We start from the raw sequence: 18,039 nt of genomic DNA on the forward strand, positions 1-18,039 counted from the left end.
CCACAGACCGTCGATCACGCATCCCCGATCGCTACCCGGACCCCGGAGGGGCAAACGACATGATCAGGCCGTCTGACGCGCACACCAACGGGGCCCGAAGTCCAGGCCCGACATCGGCGAGTCCTCCCGGTGCAGCAGCCCCCGCTCGGTGAGCGAGTGCAACGGCTCGTGCACCTCTTCCTCGGTCATCCCGGTCTCCTCGGCGATCAGGTCCGGGTAGGGGACGTGTCCCCGTACCTCCAGGGCGGTGACCGCCTGGTACACCCGTTCCTCGGCCGCGGACAGCTGGACCTGAGGCATGGCTTCCCTCCTCGCCGGTGGGCCGCCCGACCCGCGGACGGCCGGCGACCGGCGGTTACCCGGGCGGACGGCGATGATGCCCACCCGAACGAGGGTCGTCGCGGGCGTGGCGACGTACCGGTGCCCTAGGCTGCACGCGTGATCATCTGGGACCTCGTGGTGGTCGGTGGTGGGCCCGCCGGACTCTCCGCCGCGCACGCCGCGGCCCGGGCCGGCGTGCGCACGCTCGTGGTCGAGCGGGCCACCCATCCTCGGTACAAGACCTGCGGCGGCGGCCTGATCGGCACCTCGCTCGCCGAGGTCGGCGACCTGATCGAGGTGCCGGCCCAGGACCGCACCGACCGGGTCACGTTCACCCGCGACGGGCGGCGGGCGTTCACCCGCCGCAACGGCACGCCGCTGGTGACCATGATCCGCCGGGAGGAGCTGGACGACCGGCTGCGCGCCGCCGCGGTCGCCGCCGGTGCGCAGGTCCGCGAGGGCGTCGCGGTCCGCGCGGTGGAGCAGGACCCCGACGAGGTACGCCTGCGGCTGGCCGACGGCGAGGTGGTACGCGCCCGGACCGTGGTGGGCGCCGACGGCTCCTCCGGCGTGACCGCCCGCCACGTGGGGGTGCGTTTCCGCCAGGTCGACCTGGGGCTGGAACTGGAGCTGCCGGTGTCCGCCGCCGAACGGGACCGGTGGCGGGGTCGGGTGCTCATCGACTGGGGGCCGGTCCCCGGCTCGTACGCCTGGGTCTTCCCGAAGGGCGACCGGCTCACCGTGGGTGTCATCGCCACCCGCGGCGAGGGTGAGCGGACCCGGGCCTACCTGCGGGACTTCGTGGCCCGGCTGGGGCTGGCCGGGATCGACCCGGAGCACGACTCCGGCCACCTCACCCGCTGCCGGGCCGAGGACTCCCCGCTGCGCCACGGCCGGGTGCTCGTCGCCGGCGACGCGGCCGGCCTGCTGGAGCCGTGGAGCCGGGAGGGGATCAGCTACGCGCTGCGCTCCGGCCGGCTGGCCGGCGCGGCGGTCGCCGGCGGGGATCTCGACGCCTACGGTCGCGAGGTCGAGGCGCGGCTGACGCCGGAGATGCGGGCCGGGCACCGGCTGTTGGACGTCTTCGAACGGCGGCCGGACGTGTTCCACGCCGTCCTGGCCAGCCCGCCCGGCTGGCGGATGTTCGTCCGGTTCTGCCAGGGGAAGGCCAGCTTCGCCGAGGCCCTGCACCGGCGGCCGGTGCGGGCCGGGTTGGCGCTCGTCGACCGGCTGCCCCCGGTCAGGGCACGATGACCGCCCGCCCGTGGATGTCGCCCCGGCGCAGCGCCTCGTACGCCTCGGGCGCCTCGGCCAGCGGGAACGTCCGCACGTCGGCGTGCAGCCGCCCGGCCCGGCCCAATGCGATCACCTCCTGGAGTTCGGCCCGGGTGCCCCAGAACGGCACCACCACGCCGGTCTCCAGCGGCACCGGGGGCGGCTCGTCGGCGACCGGCCGGACCGGCAGCGTCCCACCGGCCAGTCCGACCAGCAACAGCTGACCGCCGGTCGCGACGACCTGCCGGGCGGTGTCCAGGGTGGGTTGCGCGCCGACGAAGTCGAGCACCACGTCCGCGCCGTCCGGCGGCGGCCCGACCAGCTCACGGATCGTCGCCACGGCGTCCGGGCCGGCCTGCACCACGTGGTGCGCGCCGAGGCGGCCGGCCAGGTCCAGCGCCGCGACGCTGGTGTCCACCGCGACGATCCGCACCGCGGTGGTGGCCACCAGGATCTGCACCGCCATGTGCCCCAGCCCGCCGATGCCGATGACCACGCAGGTGGTGCCGGGCCGCAGCCGGGGCCGGGCCAGCTCCACCGCGTGGTACGGGGTGAGCCCGGCGTCGGTCAGCGGGGCGGCCTGGGTCAGGTCCATGTCACCCACGTGCAGCAGCCGGGACGCCGGCACCACCACGTGCTCGGCGAGCCCGCCGTCACGGCTGAGGCCGATGCCGCCGACCGGGACGACCCGGCAGCGGTTCTCCTCGCCGCGCAGGCAGGCCCGGCACCGGCCGCAGCCGATGATCCCGTAGACCGCGGCCCGGTCCCCGGACGACCAGCCGTCCACGCCGGGTCCGGCGGTCTCCACCGTGCCGGCGATCTCGTGGCCGAGCGTCATCGGGGTGGGGAACATCCCCGCCTCCGCGTCGAGGATGTGCAGGTCCGAGTGGCAGGCGCCGACCGCGCCGACCCGCAGCAGCACCTCACCGGGGCCGGCCTCCGGAGTGGGCGTCTCGGTCAGCTCCAGCACCCCGGGGGCGGTCATCCGTACCGCGCGCATCGCGTCGCCTCCCACCTCGTCGCCCGCAGTCGTCGCGCCGGCATACCCGTGCCGCCGCCGTTGATGCCGCGCCGCTCCATCCGGCCCGCGAGTGGAGCACGGTGGCCGTCTTCGGTCGGTCTTGACGTCCATACCGTTCCACCGAGCGCAGGATGGCTGTCCTCGCGCGCGTGGCGCACAATGCGGGCATGAGCGAGCCGGTCGAGTCGTTCACCGACGAGGAGTACGCGTTCCTGCGGCATGTCCGCTTCGGCGAGTTGCCACCGCGGGTACGCCCCGAGGAGCGCGCGGCGTCCACCGAGACGGACAGCCGCCCGGACCGGCCGGACCCGACCGGCGGCGAGTCGGAGTGGCACCTGCGCGCCGGCGGCTGACCCTCAGCCAATGCCGTTCCATCCGTGACAGGGCCGCCTTGATCTTGGCGCGCAGGCCATCCCTGATCTCGCCACAGATCTTGGAAGCTCCCGGCCCCTCCAGGGGCCCTCTCTTTCCAAGATCTCCACTCGGTCGCGTCGATCATGAAGTTGGCGGTGACAAAACGGACCGGGAGCACCGCCAACTTCATGATCAACCGGGCTGGGGCGGGTCAGAAGACCGGTACGCCCTCGCGGACCAGCTTCCAGTTCGGCACGAAGAAGTCGGCCGGGTCGATGACGCCCTCGGCCTGCGCCCAGTCGATCAGGAGCTGGCGGATCTCCTGCTGCGCGTTGTAGACCTGGGTCTTCACGATGCCGGGGAAGTTGCCGCCGCCGCTGCGCCGGTAGTTGTTCACCGCCACCACGAACTGCGCGTCCGCCGCGACCGGGGTGTCGGTGCCGGCCAGCGTCAGGCGGGTGATCCGCTGACCGACCTGCTTGGAGATGTCGATGTCGTAGTCGACGCCGGAGAACACGTCGTAGTTGTAGTCCGGCACGGTCGGGTCGTTGATGGTCGCCACGTCGACCGGGGCGCCGACCGCGACGGTGGTGAAGTACTTCGCCGAGTACTCCAGGTACGCCTTCACCTCGGCGCCGGTCAGCACGACGGCTTCCAGCGTGTTGTCGTACACGTAGAGGCCGGCCACGTCGCGGATCCGCACGTCGCCCTGTGGGAACACGGCGGTGCGGCTGAACGGCGCGGCGATGGACAGCACCGGCAGGCCCGCGTACGCGCCGCCGGCCAGGGCCTCGGTGACCACCTCGGTCTGGACGTGGTTGATGAAGTCCAGGATCGGGGTGTCCTTGTAGCGCGACTCGGCGGCGGACAGCTCCACGCTGGACTGGGCGACGACCTTGTTGACGTAGTCGACGGTCTTGGCGTGCTGGCCCCGGACGGCCGCGAGCACCGCCGGATCCTCGACCACGGTGTTGGTGTTCAGCGTGGTGGCCGACGAGCCGACCACCTTCCAGCAGCCCTTGTCCCGGGTCAGCGTGAAGTCCATCCGGGTCAGCCGCTGCCCCCACTTGGACGGCTCGGAGGTGAGCACCGCCCGGCCGGTCTTGGCGTTGGTGACGAACTTCTGCGGCACCTCGTTGTGGGCGTGGCCGAACAGGATCGCGTCGATGCCCGGCACCTGCTCGGCGATCAGCGCGGTCGGGTTCTCGTTCGGCAGCTCCGGGCCGTAGCTGGAGGTGCCGCTGTCGCCGCCGTGCGCGGAGATGATGACCACGTCGGCGCCGCGCCGGCGCATCTCCGGCACCCACTTCGCGGCGGTGGCGACCATGTCGGCGAAGACCAGGCGGCCTTCGACGTTCGCCCGGTCCCAGATGGCCACGCCGGGGTTGGTCAGGCCGAGGATGCCCACCCGCAGCTTCGGTGCGCCGTGCCCGCCGAGTCGGACCTGCTTGATCACGTACGGGAGGAAGGCCGGCTTGCCGGTCTTCGCGTTGAGCGCGTTGGCGGCCAGGGCCGGGAAGCCGAGCTGCTTGATCCAGGTGGCCAGCAGCGGCAGGCCGTAGTTGAACTCGTGGTTGCCGAGCGTGACCGCGTCGTACCTCAACACGTTCATCGCGTTGGCCATCGGGTGCGTCTCACCGGTGCTGGTGATCGGCTCCTGCTTGGCGTAGTAGGTCGCGAGCGGCGTGCCCTGGATGGTGTCGCCGGCGTCCAGGACCAGCGTCGCTCTGCCTCTGCGCTCGGCCCGGATCTGGTTGACCAGGGTGGCGAGCTTCGCGACGCCGACGTCGTTGTGCGCGCTGTCGTCGTACTCGGAATCCCGGTAGTAGTCCCAGTTGTGGACGTTGCCGTGGGTGTCCGACGTGCCGAGGACGGTCAGGTCCCAGGTCTTCGGCTGCTTCGGCGGCTTCGGCTTCGCCTCGGCGGGCGCGGCGGCGAGCAGGGGAGCGGTCGCCGCGGCGGCGGCGACGGCAAGCACCTGGCGCCGGGAGGCGCCGGAGGAGGAGGTCAATGCGGTGCCTTTCCATGGGGGTACGCGCCTCGTGGGCGCCGTTGCGCACGATAGACCATCAGGCGTTTTTCGGGCGCGCCTCGGGGTAGGGGCGCAGGCATGAGCGAGGACCAGTACACCCGGCAGGACCCGACCGAGCAGTACGGCCAGCAGCCGGGCCGGTCGGCGCAGCGGCAGTCGACCCCCGGCACGGAGCAGGAGATGGGCTCGAAGCCGGACCACGGCGAGGAGTCCTACCGGGGCGCAGACCGGCTCAGCGGCAAGCGGGCGGTCATCACCGGCGGCGACTCCGGCATCGGCCGGGCCGTGGCCATCGCCTTCGCCCGGGAGGGCGCCGACGTCCTGGTGTCCTACCTGGGCGAAGAGGAGGAGGCGGACGCCCGCGAGACGGTCGACCTGGTCGAGCAGGCCGGCCGCCGGGGGCTGGCCGTCCGCACCGACCTGCGCGAGGAGGCCAACTGCCGCGAGCTGATCGACCGCGCGGTCGCCGACCTGGGCGGCATCGACGTCCTGGTCAACAACGCGGCCTACCAGATGTCGCAGGACAACGGCATCGACGACATCAGCACCGAGCAGTTCGACCGGGTCTTCAAGACCAACGTGTACGCCATGTTCTGGCTCAGCAGGTTCGCGGTGCCGCATTTGAAGGAGGGCTCGGCGATCATCAACACGTCGTCGATCCAGGCGTTCGACCCGTCGCCGCAGCTCCTGGACTACGCCACCACCAAGGCGGCCATCGCCACCTTCACCAAGGCGCTGGCGTTGAACCTGGCCGACCGGGGCATCCGGGTGAACGCGGTCGCGCCCGGCCCGGTGTGGACCCCGCTGATCCCGGCCACCATGCCGGCGGAGAAGGTCGAGCAGTTCGGCACCGACGTGCCGCTGGGCCGCCCCGGCCAGCCGGCCGAGCTGGCCCCGGCGTACGTCTTCTTCGCCTCCCAGGAGTCCAGTTACGTCACGGGGGAGATCCTCGGGGTCACCGGCGGCCGGCTGACGAAGTGACCCGGACGGGTCAGCGGGGCCAGGCGGCCATCCGGCGGCGCACCTCGGCGATTCGCGCCGGGTCCAGCCCGTAGCGGGTGAACCGGCGGTCGGCGAGACCGTCGAGGTAGCGGCCGGCGGCGCGCACGTCGGCGTCCTCCAGCGCCGGATCGACCTGGCGGGCCAACGCCAGCAGCTCGGTCACCGCGTACCGGTCCAGCGCGGCGGCCACGTCGATGTAGTCGCGTACCTCCCGCCGGTTGACGAGCGCGGCGGTCTTGTTGGCGATCAGGTCCCGCACGTCCATCACCGGGCCGAAGTCCATCACCACCGGGCTGCGGTGGCGGTCGAGCCGGGCCAGGCTGAGGCGGATCCGGCGGTCGCCGCGGCTGACCACGAAGTCACGCAGGTCCCGGTCGAAGCCGTCGAACACCTCGCCCAACCCGTCCGGGTCGGCCTCGTCCACCCGGTAGCCGGCCCGTTCCAGCGCGGCGCGCACGTCGGCGGCCGCCGCGGCGGCGGCGCCCTCGACGTCGGCGAACAGGTCGACGTCCTCGGTGGGGCGGGTGACCAGGCCGTGCGCCGCCCAGGCCACGCCGCCGCCGAGCACGAACCGGTGCGGGCCGGCGGCGGCCAGCGCCACCCGGGCCACCTCCCGGTAGAAGTCGTGCGGATGCGTCACGCGGCGCGCAGGCTCCGGTGCCGGGCCTCCCAGGCCAGGCGTACGCCCCGGGGCAGGTTGAGCAGCGGCCACACCCGGCGCAGCGTGCCGGCGTGGATCAGCTCCCGCAGGTCGTCCATCCGGCTGGTCTCGCGCAGCACGTTCTCGTACATCCAGAGCAGTTCGTCCGGGTCGGCGAGGTCGAAGGCGCGTTCGCCGCACCACATCAGGCGCACCGGCAGCTCGACGATGCCGGCGGTGGGGCCGGTCAGCTCGGCCAGGGTGCGCGCCACCACCGCGGGACGCCCAGGTCGGGCGAGGTACGCGCTGGCGGTGGCGGACATGGCATCAGGGTAACCCCTGCCCGGCGTGGCGAGCGCGGAAGTCGGTGACCGGCGTCACGACGGCCCGGCGGAAGAACCGACCGCCCGGTACCGTTGTGCAGAGCGTCGGTGTGACCAGTGTCCCCGGGCCTCACCTAAATTGCCTTCGCGGAATACCGTTCGGCTGGAGCCGCGTCGCGCCACTCGCCGAGAGGCGACCTGCACACCGACGCCCAGCGCCGCCCCGGTCACCAGGCCGGGGCGGCGCTGTTTTCCACTCGACTCGCGAGCCCGGTTCGGCTGGCCTAGTGTGCTCAGTGTCCGCCGATCTCAGCGTGGAGGGGGTGCCCGGGTGGGGTTGAAGACGTTCATCCAGGGTTGGCCGGTCTACCGGCAACTCACCGGCACCGACCCGCTGGGGCGCGGGGCCGCCGCGCAGTCGGCACGCTCCGCCGAGCTGACCGCCCGCACCGAGACCGCCGACGGCATGGCCCGGTCGGTCTGCCCGTACTGCGCGGTCGGCTGCGGGCAGCGCGTCTTCCACAAGGACGGTCGGGTCACCCAGATCGAGGGTGACCCGGACAGCCCGATCTCCCGTGGCCGGCTCTGCCCGAAGGGTTCGGCGAGCAAGAGCCTGGTGACCAGCCCGCTGCGGCAGACGAAGGTCCGATACCGCCGGCCGTACGCGACCGAGTGGGAGGATCTGGACCTCGACGTCGCGCTCGACATGATCGCCGACCGGGTTCTCGCCGCCCGCGACGAGACCTGGGAGGACGTCGACGACGCCGGACGCCCGCTGAACCGGACGCTCGGCATCTCCAGCCTCGGTGGGGCGACCCTCGACAACGAGGAGAACTACCTCATCAAGAAGCTGTTCACGGCGATGGGGGCGCTCCAGATCGAGAACCAGGCCCGCATTTGACACTCCGCCACCGTCCCCGGTCTGGGGACCAGCTTCGGTCGCGGCGGCGCGACGGACTTCCAGCAGGACCTCGCCAACGCTGACGTCATCGTCATCCAGGGCTCCAACATGGCCGAGGCCCACCCGGTGGGCTTCCAGTGGGTGATGGAGGCGAAGCGGCGCGGCGCGAAGGTCTTCCACGTCGACCCGCGGTTCACCCGCACCAGCGCGCTCGCCGACACCTACCTGCCGATCCGGGCGGGCACGGACATCGCGCTGCTCGGCGGCGTGGTGCGCTACATCCTGGACAACGAGCTGGACTTCCGGGAGTACGTGCTGGCCTACACGAACGCGGCCACCATCGTCAGCGAGCAGTTCGCCGACACCGAGGACCTGGACGGCCTGTTCTCCGGCTACCACCCGGAGACCGGCTCCTACGACCACGCCAGCTGGCAGTACGAGGGCCACGAGGGCAGCACCACGATCCGGGGGACCGGCAAGGAGCGTGACTCGGCGTCCGGGCTGGAGCACGAGTCGCACGGCGAGCCGGTGCCGGCGCGGGCCCGGCGGGACGAGACGTTGCAGCACCCGCGCTGCGTCTACCAGATCCTCAAGCGGCACTTCGCCCGCTACACCCCGGAGATGGTGGCCCGGGTCTGCGGCATCCCGGAGGACAAGTTCCTGGAACTGGCCCGTGCCTGGACCGAGAACTCCGGCCGGGAGCGCACCGGCGCGCTCGTCTACTCGGTGGGGTGGACGCAGCACAGCGTCGGCGTGCAGTACATCCGCACCGGGGCGATCATCCAGACGCTGCTGGGAAACATGGGCCGGCCGGGCGGCGGCATCCTGGCGCTGCGCGGGCACGCCAGCATCCAGGGCTCCACCGACATCCCGACGCTGTTCAACCTGCTGCCCGGCTACCTGCCGATGCCGCACCACGCCGACCACCCGACGTTCGACAAGTGGGTGGACAGCATCCGCCACCCCGGCCAGAAGGGCTTCTGGGGCAACTCGCGGGCGTTCGCGGCGAGCCTGCTCAAGGCGTACTGGGGGGACGCGGCGACGCCGGAGAACGACTTCGGTTACGGCTGGCTGCCCCGGATGACCGGCGACCACGGGACCTACCAGCAGGTCCTCAACATGATCGACGGCGGGATCAAGGGTTACTTCCTGCTCGGCCAGAACCCGGCGGTCGGCTCGGCGCACGGCCGGGCCCAGCGCCTGGGCATGGCCAACCTGGACTGGCTGGTCGTGCGCGACCTGTTCCTGATCGAGAGCGCCACGTTCTGGAAGAACAGCCCGGAGATCGCCACCGGGGAGATCGTGCCGCAGGAGTGCCGGACCGAGGTGTTCTTCCTGCCGGCGGCCTCGCACGTGGAGAAGGAGGGCACCTTCACCCAGACCCAGCGGCTGCTGCAGTGGCGGGAGAAGGCCGTCGACCCGCCGGGCGACGCCCGCTCCGAGCTGTGGTTCTTCTACCACCTGGGCCGGGTGCTGCGGGAGAAGCTGGCCGCCTCCAGCAAACCCCGCGACCGGGCGCTGCTGGACCTGACCTGGGACTACCCGACGCACGGCGCGCACGCCGAGCCGAGCGCCGAGGCGGTGCTGAAGGAGATCAACGGCTTCGACGTGGCCACCGGCCGCCCGCTCAACGCGTTCGCCGAGGCGAAAGCCGACGGCTCCACCGCCGTCGGCTGCTGGATCTACTCCGGCGTCTACGCCGACGGGGTGAACCAGGCGGCCCGCCGCAGGTCCCGGCACGAGCAGGACTGGGTGGCCGCCGAGTGGGGGTGGGCGTGGCCGGCGAACCGGCGCACGCTCTACAACCGCGCCTCCGCCGACCCGGAGGGCCGGCCGTGGAGCGACCGCAAGAAGTACGTCTGGTGGGACCCGGACGCCGGCGAGTGGACCGGCTACGACGTGCCGGACTTCGAGAAGACGAAGCCGCCGACGTACCGGCCGCCGGCCGACGCCTCCGGGCCGGCGGCGCTCGCCGGTGACGACCCGTTCGTCATGCAGGGCGACGGCAAGGCGTGGCTGTACGCGCCGACCGGCGTGCTCGACGGCCCGCTGCCGACGCACTACGAGCCGGCCGAGTCGCCGATGCGCAACCCGCTGTACGGGCAGCAGGCCAACCCGACCCGGAAGATCTACGAGCACCCGGTGAACCGGATCAACCCGAGCCCGCCGGAGCCGCACAGCGAGGTCTTCCCGTACGTGTTCACGGTCAGCCGGCTGACCGAGCACCACACGGCCGGCGGGATGAGCCGTACCGTGTCGCGCCTGGCCGAGCTGCAACCGGAGATGTTCGTCGAGGTGTCCCCAGAGTTGGCCGCCGAGGTGGGGTTGGCGCATCTCGGCTGGGCGCACCTGATCAGCGGGCGGGCGGTGATCGAGGCGCGGGTGCTGGTCACCGACCGGCTCACCCCGCTGCGGGTGGACGGCCGGATCATCCACCAGGTCTGGTTGCCCTACCACTTCGGCCGCGAGGGGCTGGTCACCGGCGACTCGGCGAACGACCTGTTCGGCATCACCCTGGACCCGAACGTGCTCATCCAGGAAAGCAAGATCGGCACCTGTGACATCCGGTCCGGCCGGCGGCCCACCGGGCCGGCGCTGCTCGACCTGGTCGGCGACTACCAGCGACGGGCCGGCATGGCCCCGGACCGTAAAGTGCCGATCGTGACCACCGACGTGCTGGGCGGGGAGAACGCGGCCGGCAGCACCGACGAGCAGACGCCCGAGGCCGCGGCGCGCGACGGAGACGGTCATGCCTGACGCCGACAGCCTGTACGGACCGCTCGACCCGGCCCCCGACGCGGGCTGGGTGTCCGCGCCGCCGCGGATGGGGTTCTTCACCGACACCAGCGTCTGCATCGGCTGCAAGGCGTGCGAGGTGGCCTGCAAGGAGTGGAACGGCGTCCCCGACTCGGGCTTCGACCTGCTCGGCATGTCCTACGACAACACCGGCGCGTTGACCGCGAACTCGTGGCGGCACGTCGCGTTCATCGAGCAGCCCCGCCCGGCGGGGGACCGCACGCCGCCGTTCGCCGGCGACCCGACCGGCGCGGCGTCCAGCGGTCCGACGTCCGCGTCGGTCGGCGCCGCCGCGGCACCGGGCACCGGCACGGACCCCGGCCTGCCGTCCGGACGCCCGGAAGCGGGGGCGCGCATGTCCGCCGGCCCGGAGTTCCTCGGCATGCCCGGCGCGCAGCCGCCGGGGCGGGGCACCGGCGCGGAGAGCCGCACCGACTTCCGCTGGCTGATGATGTCCGACGTGTGCAAGCACTGCACGCACGCCGCCTGCCTGGACGTGTGCCCGACCGGTTCGCTGTTCCGCACCGAGTTCGGCACGGTGGTGGTGCAGGAGGACATCTGCAACGGCTGCGGCTACTGCATCTCCGCCTGCCCCTACGGCGTGATCGATAAGCGTGAGGACGACGGCCGGGCGTGGAAGTGCACGCTCTGCTACGACCGGCTGGGCGCCGGCATGACCCCGGCCTGCGCGCAGGCGTGCCCCACCGAGTCGATCCAGTACGGCCCGCTCGACGAGCTGCGGGAGCGGGCCGCGCAGCGGGTCGCCACGTTGCACGAGCGCGGCGTGCCGGAGGCCCGGCTCTACGGCCACGACCCGACCGACGGGGTCGGCGGCGACGGCGCGTTCTTCCTGCTGCTGGACGAGCCGGAGGTGTACGGGCTGCCGCCGGACCCGGTGGTCACCACCCGGGACCTGCCGAAGATGTGGAAGCGGGCCGGGCTGGCCGCGCTGGCCATGGCGGCGGCGACCGTCGCCGCGTTCGTCGGAGGGTCGTCGTGAGCCCGGACCGTCAGGTGGGCGCCCTGTTCCGTCGCTTCCGCGACCGCCTCGCCGCCGACGGCGTGACCCCGGAGAGCGGCAGCCGGGCCACCGGCCCGGGCGTCGGCCGCACCGACGCCGGCGCCCGCGACGCCGGGCTGGCCCCACACCCCGCCCGCGACACCGCCCCCCGGCGTCGCCGCGGCGGCAGGGGCGGCGAGCAGCTCACCGTGCCGCCGGCGGAGTTCACCTCCTACTACGGCCGGCCGGTCCTCAAACCGCCGGTCTGGAAGTGGGACATCCCCGCGTACCTGTTCACCGGCGGGCTCGCCGCCGGTTCCTCGCTGCTGGCCGCCGGCGGGCAGCTCACCGGACGGCCGGCGCTGCGCCGCGCCGGCCGGGTCGCCTCCCTCGCCGCGGTGGGCGCCAGCGCGTTCTTCCTGATCCACGACCTGGGCCGGCCGAGCCGCTTCCACCACATGCTGCGGGTGGCGAAGGTGACCTCGCCGATGTCGGTGGGCACCTGGGTGCTCACCGCGTTCGGCCCGGCCGCCGGGCTGGCCGCGGTCGCCGAGGCGGCGCACCGGCTGCCCGAACGCGGCGTGCCCGGGCTGGCCCGCCGGCTGCTGCCCCCGACCGGGCACGCCGCCGGGCTGGTCGCCGCCGTTACCGCGCCGGCGCTCGCCACGTACACCGGGGTGCTGCTTGCCGACACGGCGGTGCCGTCGTGGCACGAGGCGTACCCGGAACTGCCTGTCATCTTCGCGGGCAGCGCGCTCGCCAGCGGCGCCGGCGTCGGGTTGCTGGCCGCGCCCGCCGGCCAGGCCGGGCCGGCGCGGCGGCTCGCGGTGGCCGGCGCGGCGCTGGAGCTGTGGGGCGCGCACCGGGTGGAGAACCGGCTCGGCCTGCTCAGCGAGCCCTACGCGGAGGGCGCCGCGGGAAAGCTGCTGCGCGCCGGGCGGGCGCTCACCGCTGCCGGGGTGGCCGGCGCGTGGCTCGGCCGCCGCAGCCGGCTGGTCTCCGCGGTCTCCGGCGGCGCGCTGCTCGCCGCGTCCGTCTGCACCCGCTTCGGGATCTTCCACGGCGGCGTCGCCTCGGCCCGGGACCCGAAGTACACGGTCGTCCCGCAGCGGGAACGCGCCGACCGGGCGGCCTGAGCACCTCGCCCGGCGGCCGGTGGGCCGCTGTGGTTGACTGCTGCGTGGAGGCGTTCAGGCGGCTGGTGCCCCTCCCGGTCTTCAAAACCGGTGTGGTCCGGGACCCGGGCCAGGCGGGTTCGATTCCCGTCCGTCTCCGCCACAACCGTCCGAGGGGGAGCGTCGATGCGTGAGGCGGACCCGCGTCGGCGGGTGCCGCGCACCGACGCGCTGCTCGCCGACCCGGCGCTTGCGGCTGCCGCCGGCACGTTCGGCCGCGACCGGGTCAAGGCCGCGATCGTCGCGGCCCAGCAGCGGGCCCGCCGCGGCGAGCTCACCCCCGAGGGGGTACGCGACGCGGCGCTGGCCGGGCTGACCGGGCGCACCCCACGGCCGGTGCTGAACGCCACAGGCGTCGTGCTGCACACCAACCTCGGCCGGGCACCCCTCGCGCCGGCGGCCGTGGACGCGCTCGTCGCCGCCGCCGGACACACCGACGTGGAACTCGACCTGGCGACCGGCCGGCGGGCCCGGCGCGGCCGAGAGGCGCTCGACGCGCTCGCCGCCGCCGTGCCCGACGCGCCAGCCGTGCACGTGGTCAACAACGGCGCCGCCGCGCTGGTGCTTGCCGCCACCGCGCTCGCCGCCGGCCGGGAGATCGTGGTCAGCCGCGGCGAGCTGGTCGAGATCGGCGACGGGTTCCGCCTGCCCGACCTGCTGGCCAGCACCGGCGCCCGGCTGCGCGAGGTGGGCACCACCAACCGCACCACCCGCGCCGACTACGCCGCCGCGATCGGCCCGGACACCGGCTTCGTGCTCAAGGTGCACCCGTCGAACTTCCTGGTCACCGGCTTCACCTCGGCCGTGCCGGTCGGCGAGCTGGCCGCGCTCGGCGTGCCTGTGGTCGCCGACATCGGCTCCGGCCTGCTCGCCCCCGACCCGCTGCTGCCCGACGAGCCGGACGCGGCGACCACGCTGCGCGCCGGCGCCCACCTGGTCACCGCAAGCGGCGACAAGCTGCTCGGCGGGCCGCAGGCCGGCCTGCTGCTCGGCACCGCCGACCTGGTCGAACGGCTGCGCCGGCACCCCCTCGCGCGGGCGCTGCGGGTGGACAAGCTCACCCTCGCCGCGCTGGCCGCCACCCTGCACGCGCCGGCCACCCCGACCGGCGAGGCCCTGCACGCCGACCCGGGCCGGCTGCGCGCCCGCACCGAACGGCTGCGCGACCTGCTCGGCGCCGACGGCTGCAAGGCCGAGGTGGTGCCGGCCGCGGCGGTCGTCGGCGGCGGCGGCGCGCCCGGCGTGGAGCTGGACTCGTGGGCGCTGAGCCTGCCCGAGCGGTACGCGCTGCCGCTGCGCACCGGCGACCCGGCGATCCTCGGCCGGGTGCTGCACGGCCGGCTCCTGCTGGACCTGCGCGCCGTGCCCGACACCGCCGACGACCGAGTCCGCGCGGCGATCCTGCGCGTGGCGGGCTGAGCCGGTGTGGGTCGTCGCCACCGCCGGGCACGTCGACCACGGCAAGTCCACCCTGGTCCGGGCGCTGACCGGGATGGAACCGGACCGGTGGGCGGAGGAACGCCGCCGGGGCATGACCATCGACCTCGGCTTCGCCTGGACCACCCTGCCCTCCGGCGGCACGCTGGCGTTCGTCGACGTGCCCGGGCACGAACGGTTCGTACCGAACATGCTCGCCGGGGTCGGCCCGGTCCCGGCCGCGCTCATCGTCGTCGGCGCCGACGAGGGCTGGATGCCGCAGTCCGCCGAGCACCTGGCCGCGCTCGACGCGCTCGGGGTGTCGTACGGGCTGCTGGCGGTGACCCGCGCGGACCTGGCCGACCCGGGGCCGGCGGTGGCACGGGCCCGCGAGGAGATCGCCGCGACCTCGCTCGGCGAGGTGGAGGCGGTGCCGGTCTCCGCGGTCACCGGCGCCGGCCTGCCCGAGCTGCGCGCCGCCCTGGACCGCCTGGTCGCCCGGCTGCCCGACCCGGACCGGGACGCCCCGGTGCGGCTCTGGGTGGACCGGGCGTTCACCGTGCGCGGCAGCGGCACCGTGGTCACCGGCACCCTCGGCGGCGGCCGGCTGCGCGTCGGCGACGAACTCGAACTCGCCGCCACCGGGGAGCCGGTGCGGGTCCGCGGCCTGCACTCGCTCGGCGTCGCCCACCCCGGGGTCGACGCGGTGGCCCGGGTGGCGGTCAACCTGCGCAGCCTGCCCCGCGACCGGGTCGGGCGCGGCGACGCCCTGCTGAGCCCCGGCCGCTTCGGCCGCACCGACCTGGTCGACGTGCGCCTGGCCGGCGACCCGGCCGCCGACCTGCCGGCCGCCCTCACGCTGCACGTCGGCTCCGCGGCGGTGCCCGCCCACGTCCGGCCGCTGGGCCCGGACACGGTACGGCTACGCCTGGCCCGCCCGCTGCCGCTGCTCATCGGCGACCGGGCGCTGCTGCGCGACCCGGGCCGACGCCACGTCGCCGGCGGGATCACCGTGCTGGACGTGGAACCGCCGCCGCTGCGCCGGCGGGGCGCGGCGGCGGCCCGCGCCACCGTCCTGGCCGGCCTCGACGGGCGCCCCGACCCGGCCGGCGAACTGCGCCGCCGGCGGCTGGTCCGGGCCGGGCAGCTCACCCGGATGGGTGTGCCGCCGACCGCGACCCCGGTGGCCGGGGACTGGCTGGCCGACCCCGACCATTGGCGGGACCTGGGCCGGCGGCTCACCGCGGAGGTCACCCGGTACGCCGCCGAGCAGCCGCTCGCCGCCGGCGTGCCGGTCGACGTACTGCGTCACCGCCTCGGCCTGCCGGACCGGTCGCTGGTGACGGCGCTGCTACGCCCGCCGCTGCGACTGCACGCCGGCCTGGTCACCGCCGCGCCCGCCGGGACGCTGCCCGAACCGGTGGCCCGGGCCGTGGCGGCGGTCCGCGCCGAGTACGGCGACCGGCCGTTCCAGGCCCCCGAGGCGTACCACCTCGCCGACCTCGGCCTGGGCCCCCGGGAGATCGGCGCCGCGGTGCGGGCCGGCGAGCTGCTGAGGCTGGCCGAGAACGTGGTGCTGCTGCCGGGCGCCCCGGAGCACGCAGTGCGGGTCCTCGCCGGGCTGCCGCAGCCGTTCACGCTCAGCGCCGCCCGGCAGGCCCTCGGCACCACCCGCCGGGTGGCGGTGCCGCTGCTGGAGCTGCTGGACCGCCGCGGGGCCACCCGCCGGCTGCCCGGAGACGCCCGCGAGGTGGTCCGCCCGCCCGGCTGACCTGTTGCGTCCGGATGGCATGGTGTCGGCATGATCGACAGGCTCCGCACCGTCCGGCTCGACGGGGCATGGCTGCGCCGTCGGGCGCTGCCGGCGGCTGTGCTGACCTGTTGGCTGGTCTGGGCGGCGCTCGCCTGGTGGTCCGCGCCGCGCGCCGCGGACCAGAGCGACCTGGCGCGTGACCTCGCGGCCGGCCGGGTGCTGACGATCACCCGCGTCGACGGGTGGGAGACCGGCGGGCCCTGGGGCCGGCGCCCCGAGCCCCGTTACGCGCCGGGCGGCTCGACGGTCGTCTGGACCCGCCCCGACGGCCAGTTCCGTTACACCTACCTGCCGGCGCGGACCCCGACCGAGGGCGACATCACGGGCGTCGGCCCGGGTCCGGAGGCGAGCCCGGAACCGGACGCCGCGACGTGGCCGGGACCGGATCCGTTCGCCGATCCGCTTGCCGATCCGCGGGCCCGGGACGCCGTCACCCACGGCGGGGACACCCTGGCGGACGCGGTCGCCAACGCCGCCGCGACGCTGGCCCTGGTGATCGGCGTCGGTTGGCTGCTCATGCTCGTCGCCGGGCCGCCGCCCGTGGTCGGCACCCGCTGGTACTGGTTCTGGGTCGGGCTGCTGCCGCTCGGCCTCGGCGTGCTCGCCTGGACCTGGCGGGAACGATGGCGCGCGGACGTACCGGCCACCCGGCCGCGCCGCTCGGGCTGGAGCGGGCTCGGGTGGTTCATCCTCGGCGGCATCGCGATTTCCCTCGTGCTGGCGGTGGCGGGCACGGTGCTCGGCCGCTACGTCGTGCCGGGCGGCTGAGCCAACCGCCGCCGACGGCCCGCCCCGGTCACCTACCGTGACGCCATGGACCCTTCCGCGGTCTGGCGGGACAAGAACCACAAGTGGCGGATCGAGGCGTACCGGGCCCCGGACCTGCGGTTCGCCATCTTCGCCACGAACGGCACCACCGAGTCGGCGCCGCTGTGGCTGTTCGGGATGGCCGCCCTGGCCCGCTGGCTGATGACCCACGCCGTCTCCCTCGACGACCTGGAGACGGACTGACCCCGTCCGGGGGACGACCGGGGCGAAACGGGCCACCGGCGCCGCCGCCGGACGTACCGTCCGGGGCGTGAGGGACCGAGGAATGCGGACGTTCGTGACCGTGCTCGCCGGCCTGGCGGTGATCTACTTCGGCGCCACCGGCCACCGGGCCGGCGGCGGCGAGGGTGGCGGCATCTCCGGCGGGGTGGTGCTGCTCGCCCTGCTCGCCTCGTTGCTGGCCTGGCACCTGACCCGACCCGGCCCGGCGAAGTAGCCCGGCGGCTCAGCGGCCCGCCGCCGCGGTGCGGCTCACCTCGCCGGCCGACTCCTCGCCGAGCGCCACCCGCACCAGCGCCGAGGCCAGCCGCCCGAAGTCGGCCTCCCCGACCAGCCCGACCAGGCTGCCCGGGTTCGCCGGCAGACCCAGCCGCCGCGCCCCGGCCAGGGTCCGCCGGTCGGCGTACGGGCGCACGTCCGGCCAGACCGCCTGGACCTCGCGCAGGAAGATGTCCGCACCGGTCGGGCCGATCCCGGGGAACTCGGTGAGCCGCCGGCGCAGCACCGACCGGTCCGCGCCGGCCTCCCGGTGCAGCCGGCGCAGGTCGCCGTGCCACCGGTCCAGGCAGAGCCGGGCGCCGGTGCCGAGCATGGTGGCGGTCCGCTCGTCGTAGCGCCGGTAGTGACCCCGCCCCAGCGCGTCGACCCGGTCCTGCCAGCTCGCCGCCTCCATCTCCTGCGGGGTACGCCAGCCCGCGGTGAACAGCTCCCGGGCCGCGGCCACCGCCACCGACGCCCGGATCCGCGTGCTCAACAGCGTCGTCAGCACCAGCAGTTGGTAGAGCGGGCCGGGCCGGTCCGCGAGCGTGATCCCGGCCTCCTCCGCGTACGTGCGGGACTGCCGGTCCAGCAGGGCCCGCGCCACGTTCCGATCGTCCGGCATGGCACCGGGATACCCGTCCGGGGCCGGCCCAGACCCCGCG

17 protein-coding genes and 1 tRNA gene are annotated in these 18,039 nt (G+C 74.5%); 12 read left to right on the forward strand and 6 right to left on the reverse strand.

Annotated features, from left to right (window positions below):
* Window positions 1-63 precede the first annotated feature (63 nt).
* Window positions 64-300, reverse strand: a complete 237-nt coding sequence (locus tag O7602_RS13370) for a hypothetical protein (protein ID WP_281589262.1) — start codon at window positions 298-300, stop codon at window positions 64-66.
* A gap of 138 nt (window positions 301-438) precedes the next feature.
* Here O7602_RS13370 and O7602_RS13375 point away from each other — a divergent pair, with 138 nt between their 5' ends.
* On the forward strand, window positions 439-1,575 hold the full coding sequence (locus O7602_RS13375; RefSeq protein WP_281589264.1) for a geranylgeranyl reductase family protein: 1,137 nt from the start codon (window positions 439-441) through the stop codon (window positions 1,573-1,575).
* Here the strand turns inward: O7602_RS13375 and O7602_RS13380 are convergent.
* Window positions 1,562-2,596 carry an NAD(P)-dependent alcohol dehydrogenase gene (locus tag O7602_RS13380; RefSeq protein ID WP_281589266.1) on the reverse strand — a complete coding sequence of 345 codons (1,035 nt, stop codon included), beginning with the start codon at window positions 2,594-2,596 and terminating at the stop codon, window positions 1,562-1,564. The two genes, O7602_RS13375 and O7602_RS13380, sit on opposite strands and share 14 nt — an antisense overlap.
* 188 nt (window positions 2,597-2,784) lie before the next feature.
* Between O7602_RS13380 and O7602_RS13385 the strand changes: the two genes are divergently transcribed.
* Entirely contained in the window at window positions 2,785-2,970 is a 186-nt protein-coding gene (locus tag O7602_RS13385) for a hypothetical protein (protein WP_281589268.1), read from the forward strand.
* A 212-nt stretch (window positions 2,971-3,182) separates the two neighbouring features.
* Here the strand turns inward: O7602_RS13385 and O7602_RS13390 are convergent, their stop codons facing one another.
* Complete coding sequence (locus O7602_RS13390) at window positions 3,183-4,982, reverse strand: 5'-nucleotidase C-terminal domain-containing protein (RefSeq protein WP_281589269.1); 1,800 nt, start codon at window positions 4,980-4,982, stop codon at window positions 3,183-3,185.
* 99 nt (window positions 4,983-5,081) lie between these two features.
* On the opposite strand from O7602_RS13390, the gene O7602_RS13395 reads away from it, so the two are divergent.
* Window positions 5,082-5,984, forward strand: a complete 903-nt coding sequence (locus O7602_RS13395; protein ID WP_281589270.1) for an SDR family oxidoreductase — start codon at window positions 5,082-5,084, stop codon at window positions 5,982-5,984.
* A gap of 10 nt (window positions 5,985-5,994) precedes the next feature.
* On the opposite strand, the gene O7602_RS13400 is transcribed toward O7602_RS13395, so the two are convergent.
* Both O7602_RS13400 and O7602_RS13405 read right to left on the reverse strand, forming a co-directional pair.
* Complete coding sequence (locus tag O7602_RS13400; RefSeq protein WP_281589272.1) at window positions 5,995-6,645, reverse strand: nucleotidyl transferase AbiEii/AbiGii toxin family protein; 651 nt, start codon at window positions 6,643-6,645, stop codon at window positions 5,995-5,997.
* Window positions 6,642-6,968, reverse strand: a complete 327-nt coding sequence (locus O7602_RS13405; RefSeq protein ID WP_281589274.1) for a hypothetical protein — start codon at window positions 6,966-6,968, stop codon at window positions 6,642-6,644. The genes O7602_RS13400 and O7602_RS13405 overlap by 4 nt, the downstream gene beginning before the upstream one ends.
* Window positions 6,969-7,299: 331 nt before the next feature.
* Between O7602_RS13405 and fdh the strand changes: the two genes are divergently transcribed.
* From fdh to O7602_RS13450, 9 genes are all read left to right on the forward strand, one after another.
* The gene (fdh, locus tag O7602_RS13410; protein WP_281589275.1) at window positions 7,300-10,626 is read left to right on the forward strand and encodes a formate dehydrogenase; all 3,327 of its coding nucleotides are present in this window, start codon (window positions 7,300-7,302) and stop codon (window positions 10,624-10,626) included.
* The gene (locus O7602_RS13415; protein ID WP_281589277.1) at window positions 10,619-11,665 is read left to right on the forward strand and encodes a 4Fe-4S dicluster domain-containing protein; all 1,047 of its coding nucleotides are present in this window, start codon (window positions 10,619-10,621) and stop codon (window positions 11,663-11,665) included. Before fdh ends, O7602_RS13415 begins: the two co-directional genes overlap by 8 nt.
* On the forward strand, window positions 11,662-12,801 hold the full coding sequence (gene nrfD / locus O7602_RS13420) for an NrfD/PsrC family molybdoenzyme membrane anchor subunit (RefSeq protein ID WP_281589279.1): 1,140 nt from the start codon (window positions 11,662-11,664) through the stop codon (window positions 12,799-12,801). Before O7602_RS13415 ends, nrfD begins: the two co-directional genes overlap by 4 nt.
* A gap of 46 nt (window positions 12,802-12,847) precedes the next feature.
* Window positions 12,848-12,943, forward strand: a tRNA-Sec gene (locus tag O7602_RS13425).
* A gap of 23 nt (window positions 12,944-12,966) precedes the next feature.
* The gene (selA, locus tag O7602_RS13430) at window positions 12,967-14,259 is read left to right on the forward strand and encodes an L-seryl-tRNA(Sec) selenium transferase (protein ID WP_281589281.1); all 1,293 of its coding nucleotides are present in this window, start codon (window positions 12,967-12,969) and stop codon (window positions 14,257-14,259) included.
* A 4-nt stretch (window positions 14,260-14,263) separates the two neighbouring features.
* Window positions 14,264-16,027 carry a selenocysteine-specific translation elongation factor gene (gene selB / locus O7602_RS13435; protein WP_281589283.1) on the forward strand — a complete coding sequence of 588 codons (1,764 nt, stop codon included), beginning with the start codon at window positions 14,264-14,266 and terminating at the stop codon, window positions 16,025-16,027.
* Between the two features lie 30 nt (window positions 16,028-16,057).
* Entirely contained in the window at window positions 16,058-16,837 is a 780-nt protein-coding gene (locus O7602_RS13440; protein WP_281589285.1) for a hypothetical protein, read from the forward strand.
* A 45-nt stretch (window positions 16,838-16,882) separates the two neighbouring features.
* Window positions 16,883-17,080 (forward strand): hypothetical protein, encoded by a 198-nt coding sequence (locus O7602_RS13445; RefSeq protein ID WP_281589287.1) that lies wholly within the window; start codon window positions 16,883-16,885, stop codon window positions 17,078-17,080.
* 67 nt (window positions 17,081-17,147) lie between these two features.
* Complete coding sequence (locus O7602_RS13450) at window positions 17,148-17,333, forward strand: hypothetical protein (RefSeq protein WP_281590655.1); 186 nt, start codon at window positions 17,148-17,150, stop codon at window positions 17,331-17,333.
* Between the two features lie 9 nt (window positions 17,334-17,342).
* On the opposite strand, the gene O7602_RS13455 is transcribed toward O7602_RS13450, so the two are convergent.
* The gene (locus O7602_RS13455; protein WP_281589289.1) at window positions 17,343-17,999 is read right to left on the reverse strand and encodes a hypothetical protein; all 657 of its coding nucleotides are present in this window, start codon (window positions 17,997-17,999) and stop codon (window positions 17,343-17,345) included.
* Window positions 18,000-18,039 lie beyond the last annotated feature (40 nt).

This window comes from Micromonospora sp. WMMD1128, assembly GCF_027497235.1.
In the GTDB taxonomy this organism is placed as follows: domain Bacteria; phylum Actinomycetota; class Actinomycetes; order Mycobacteriales; family Micromonosporaceae; genus Micromonospora.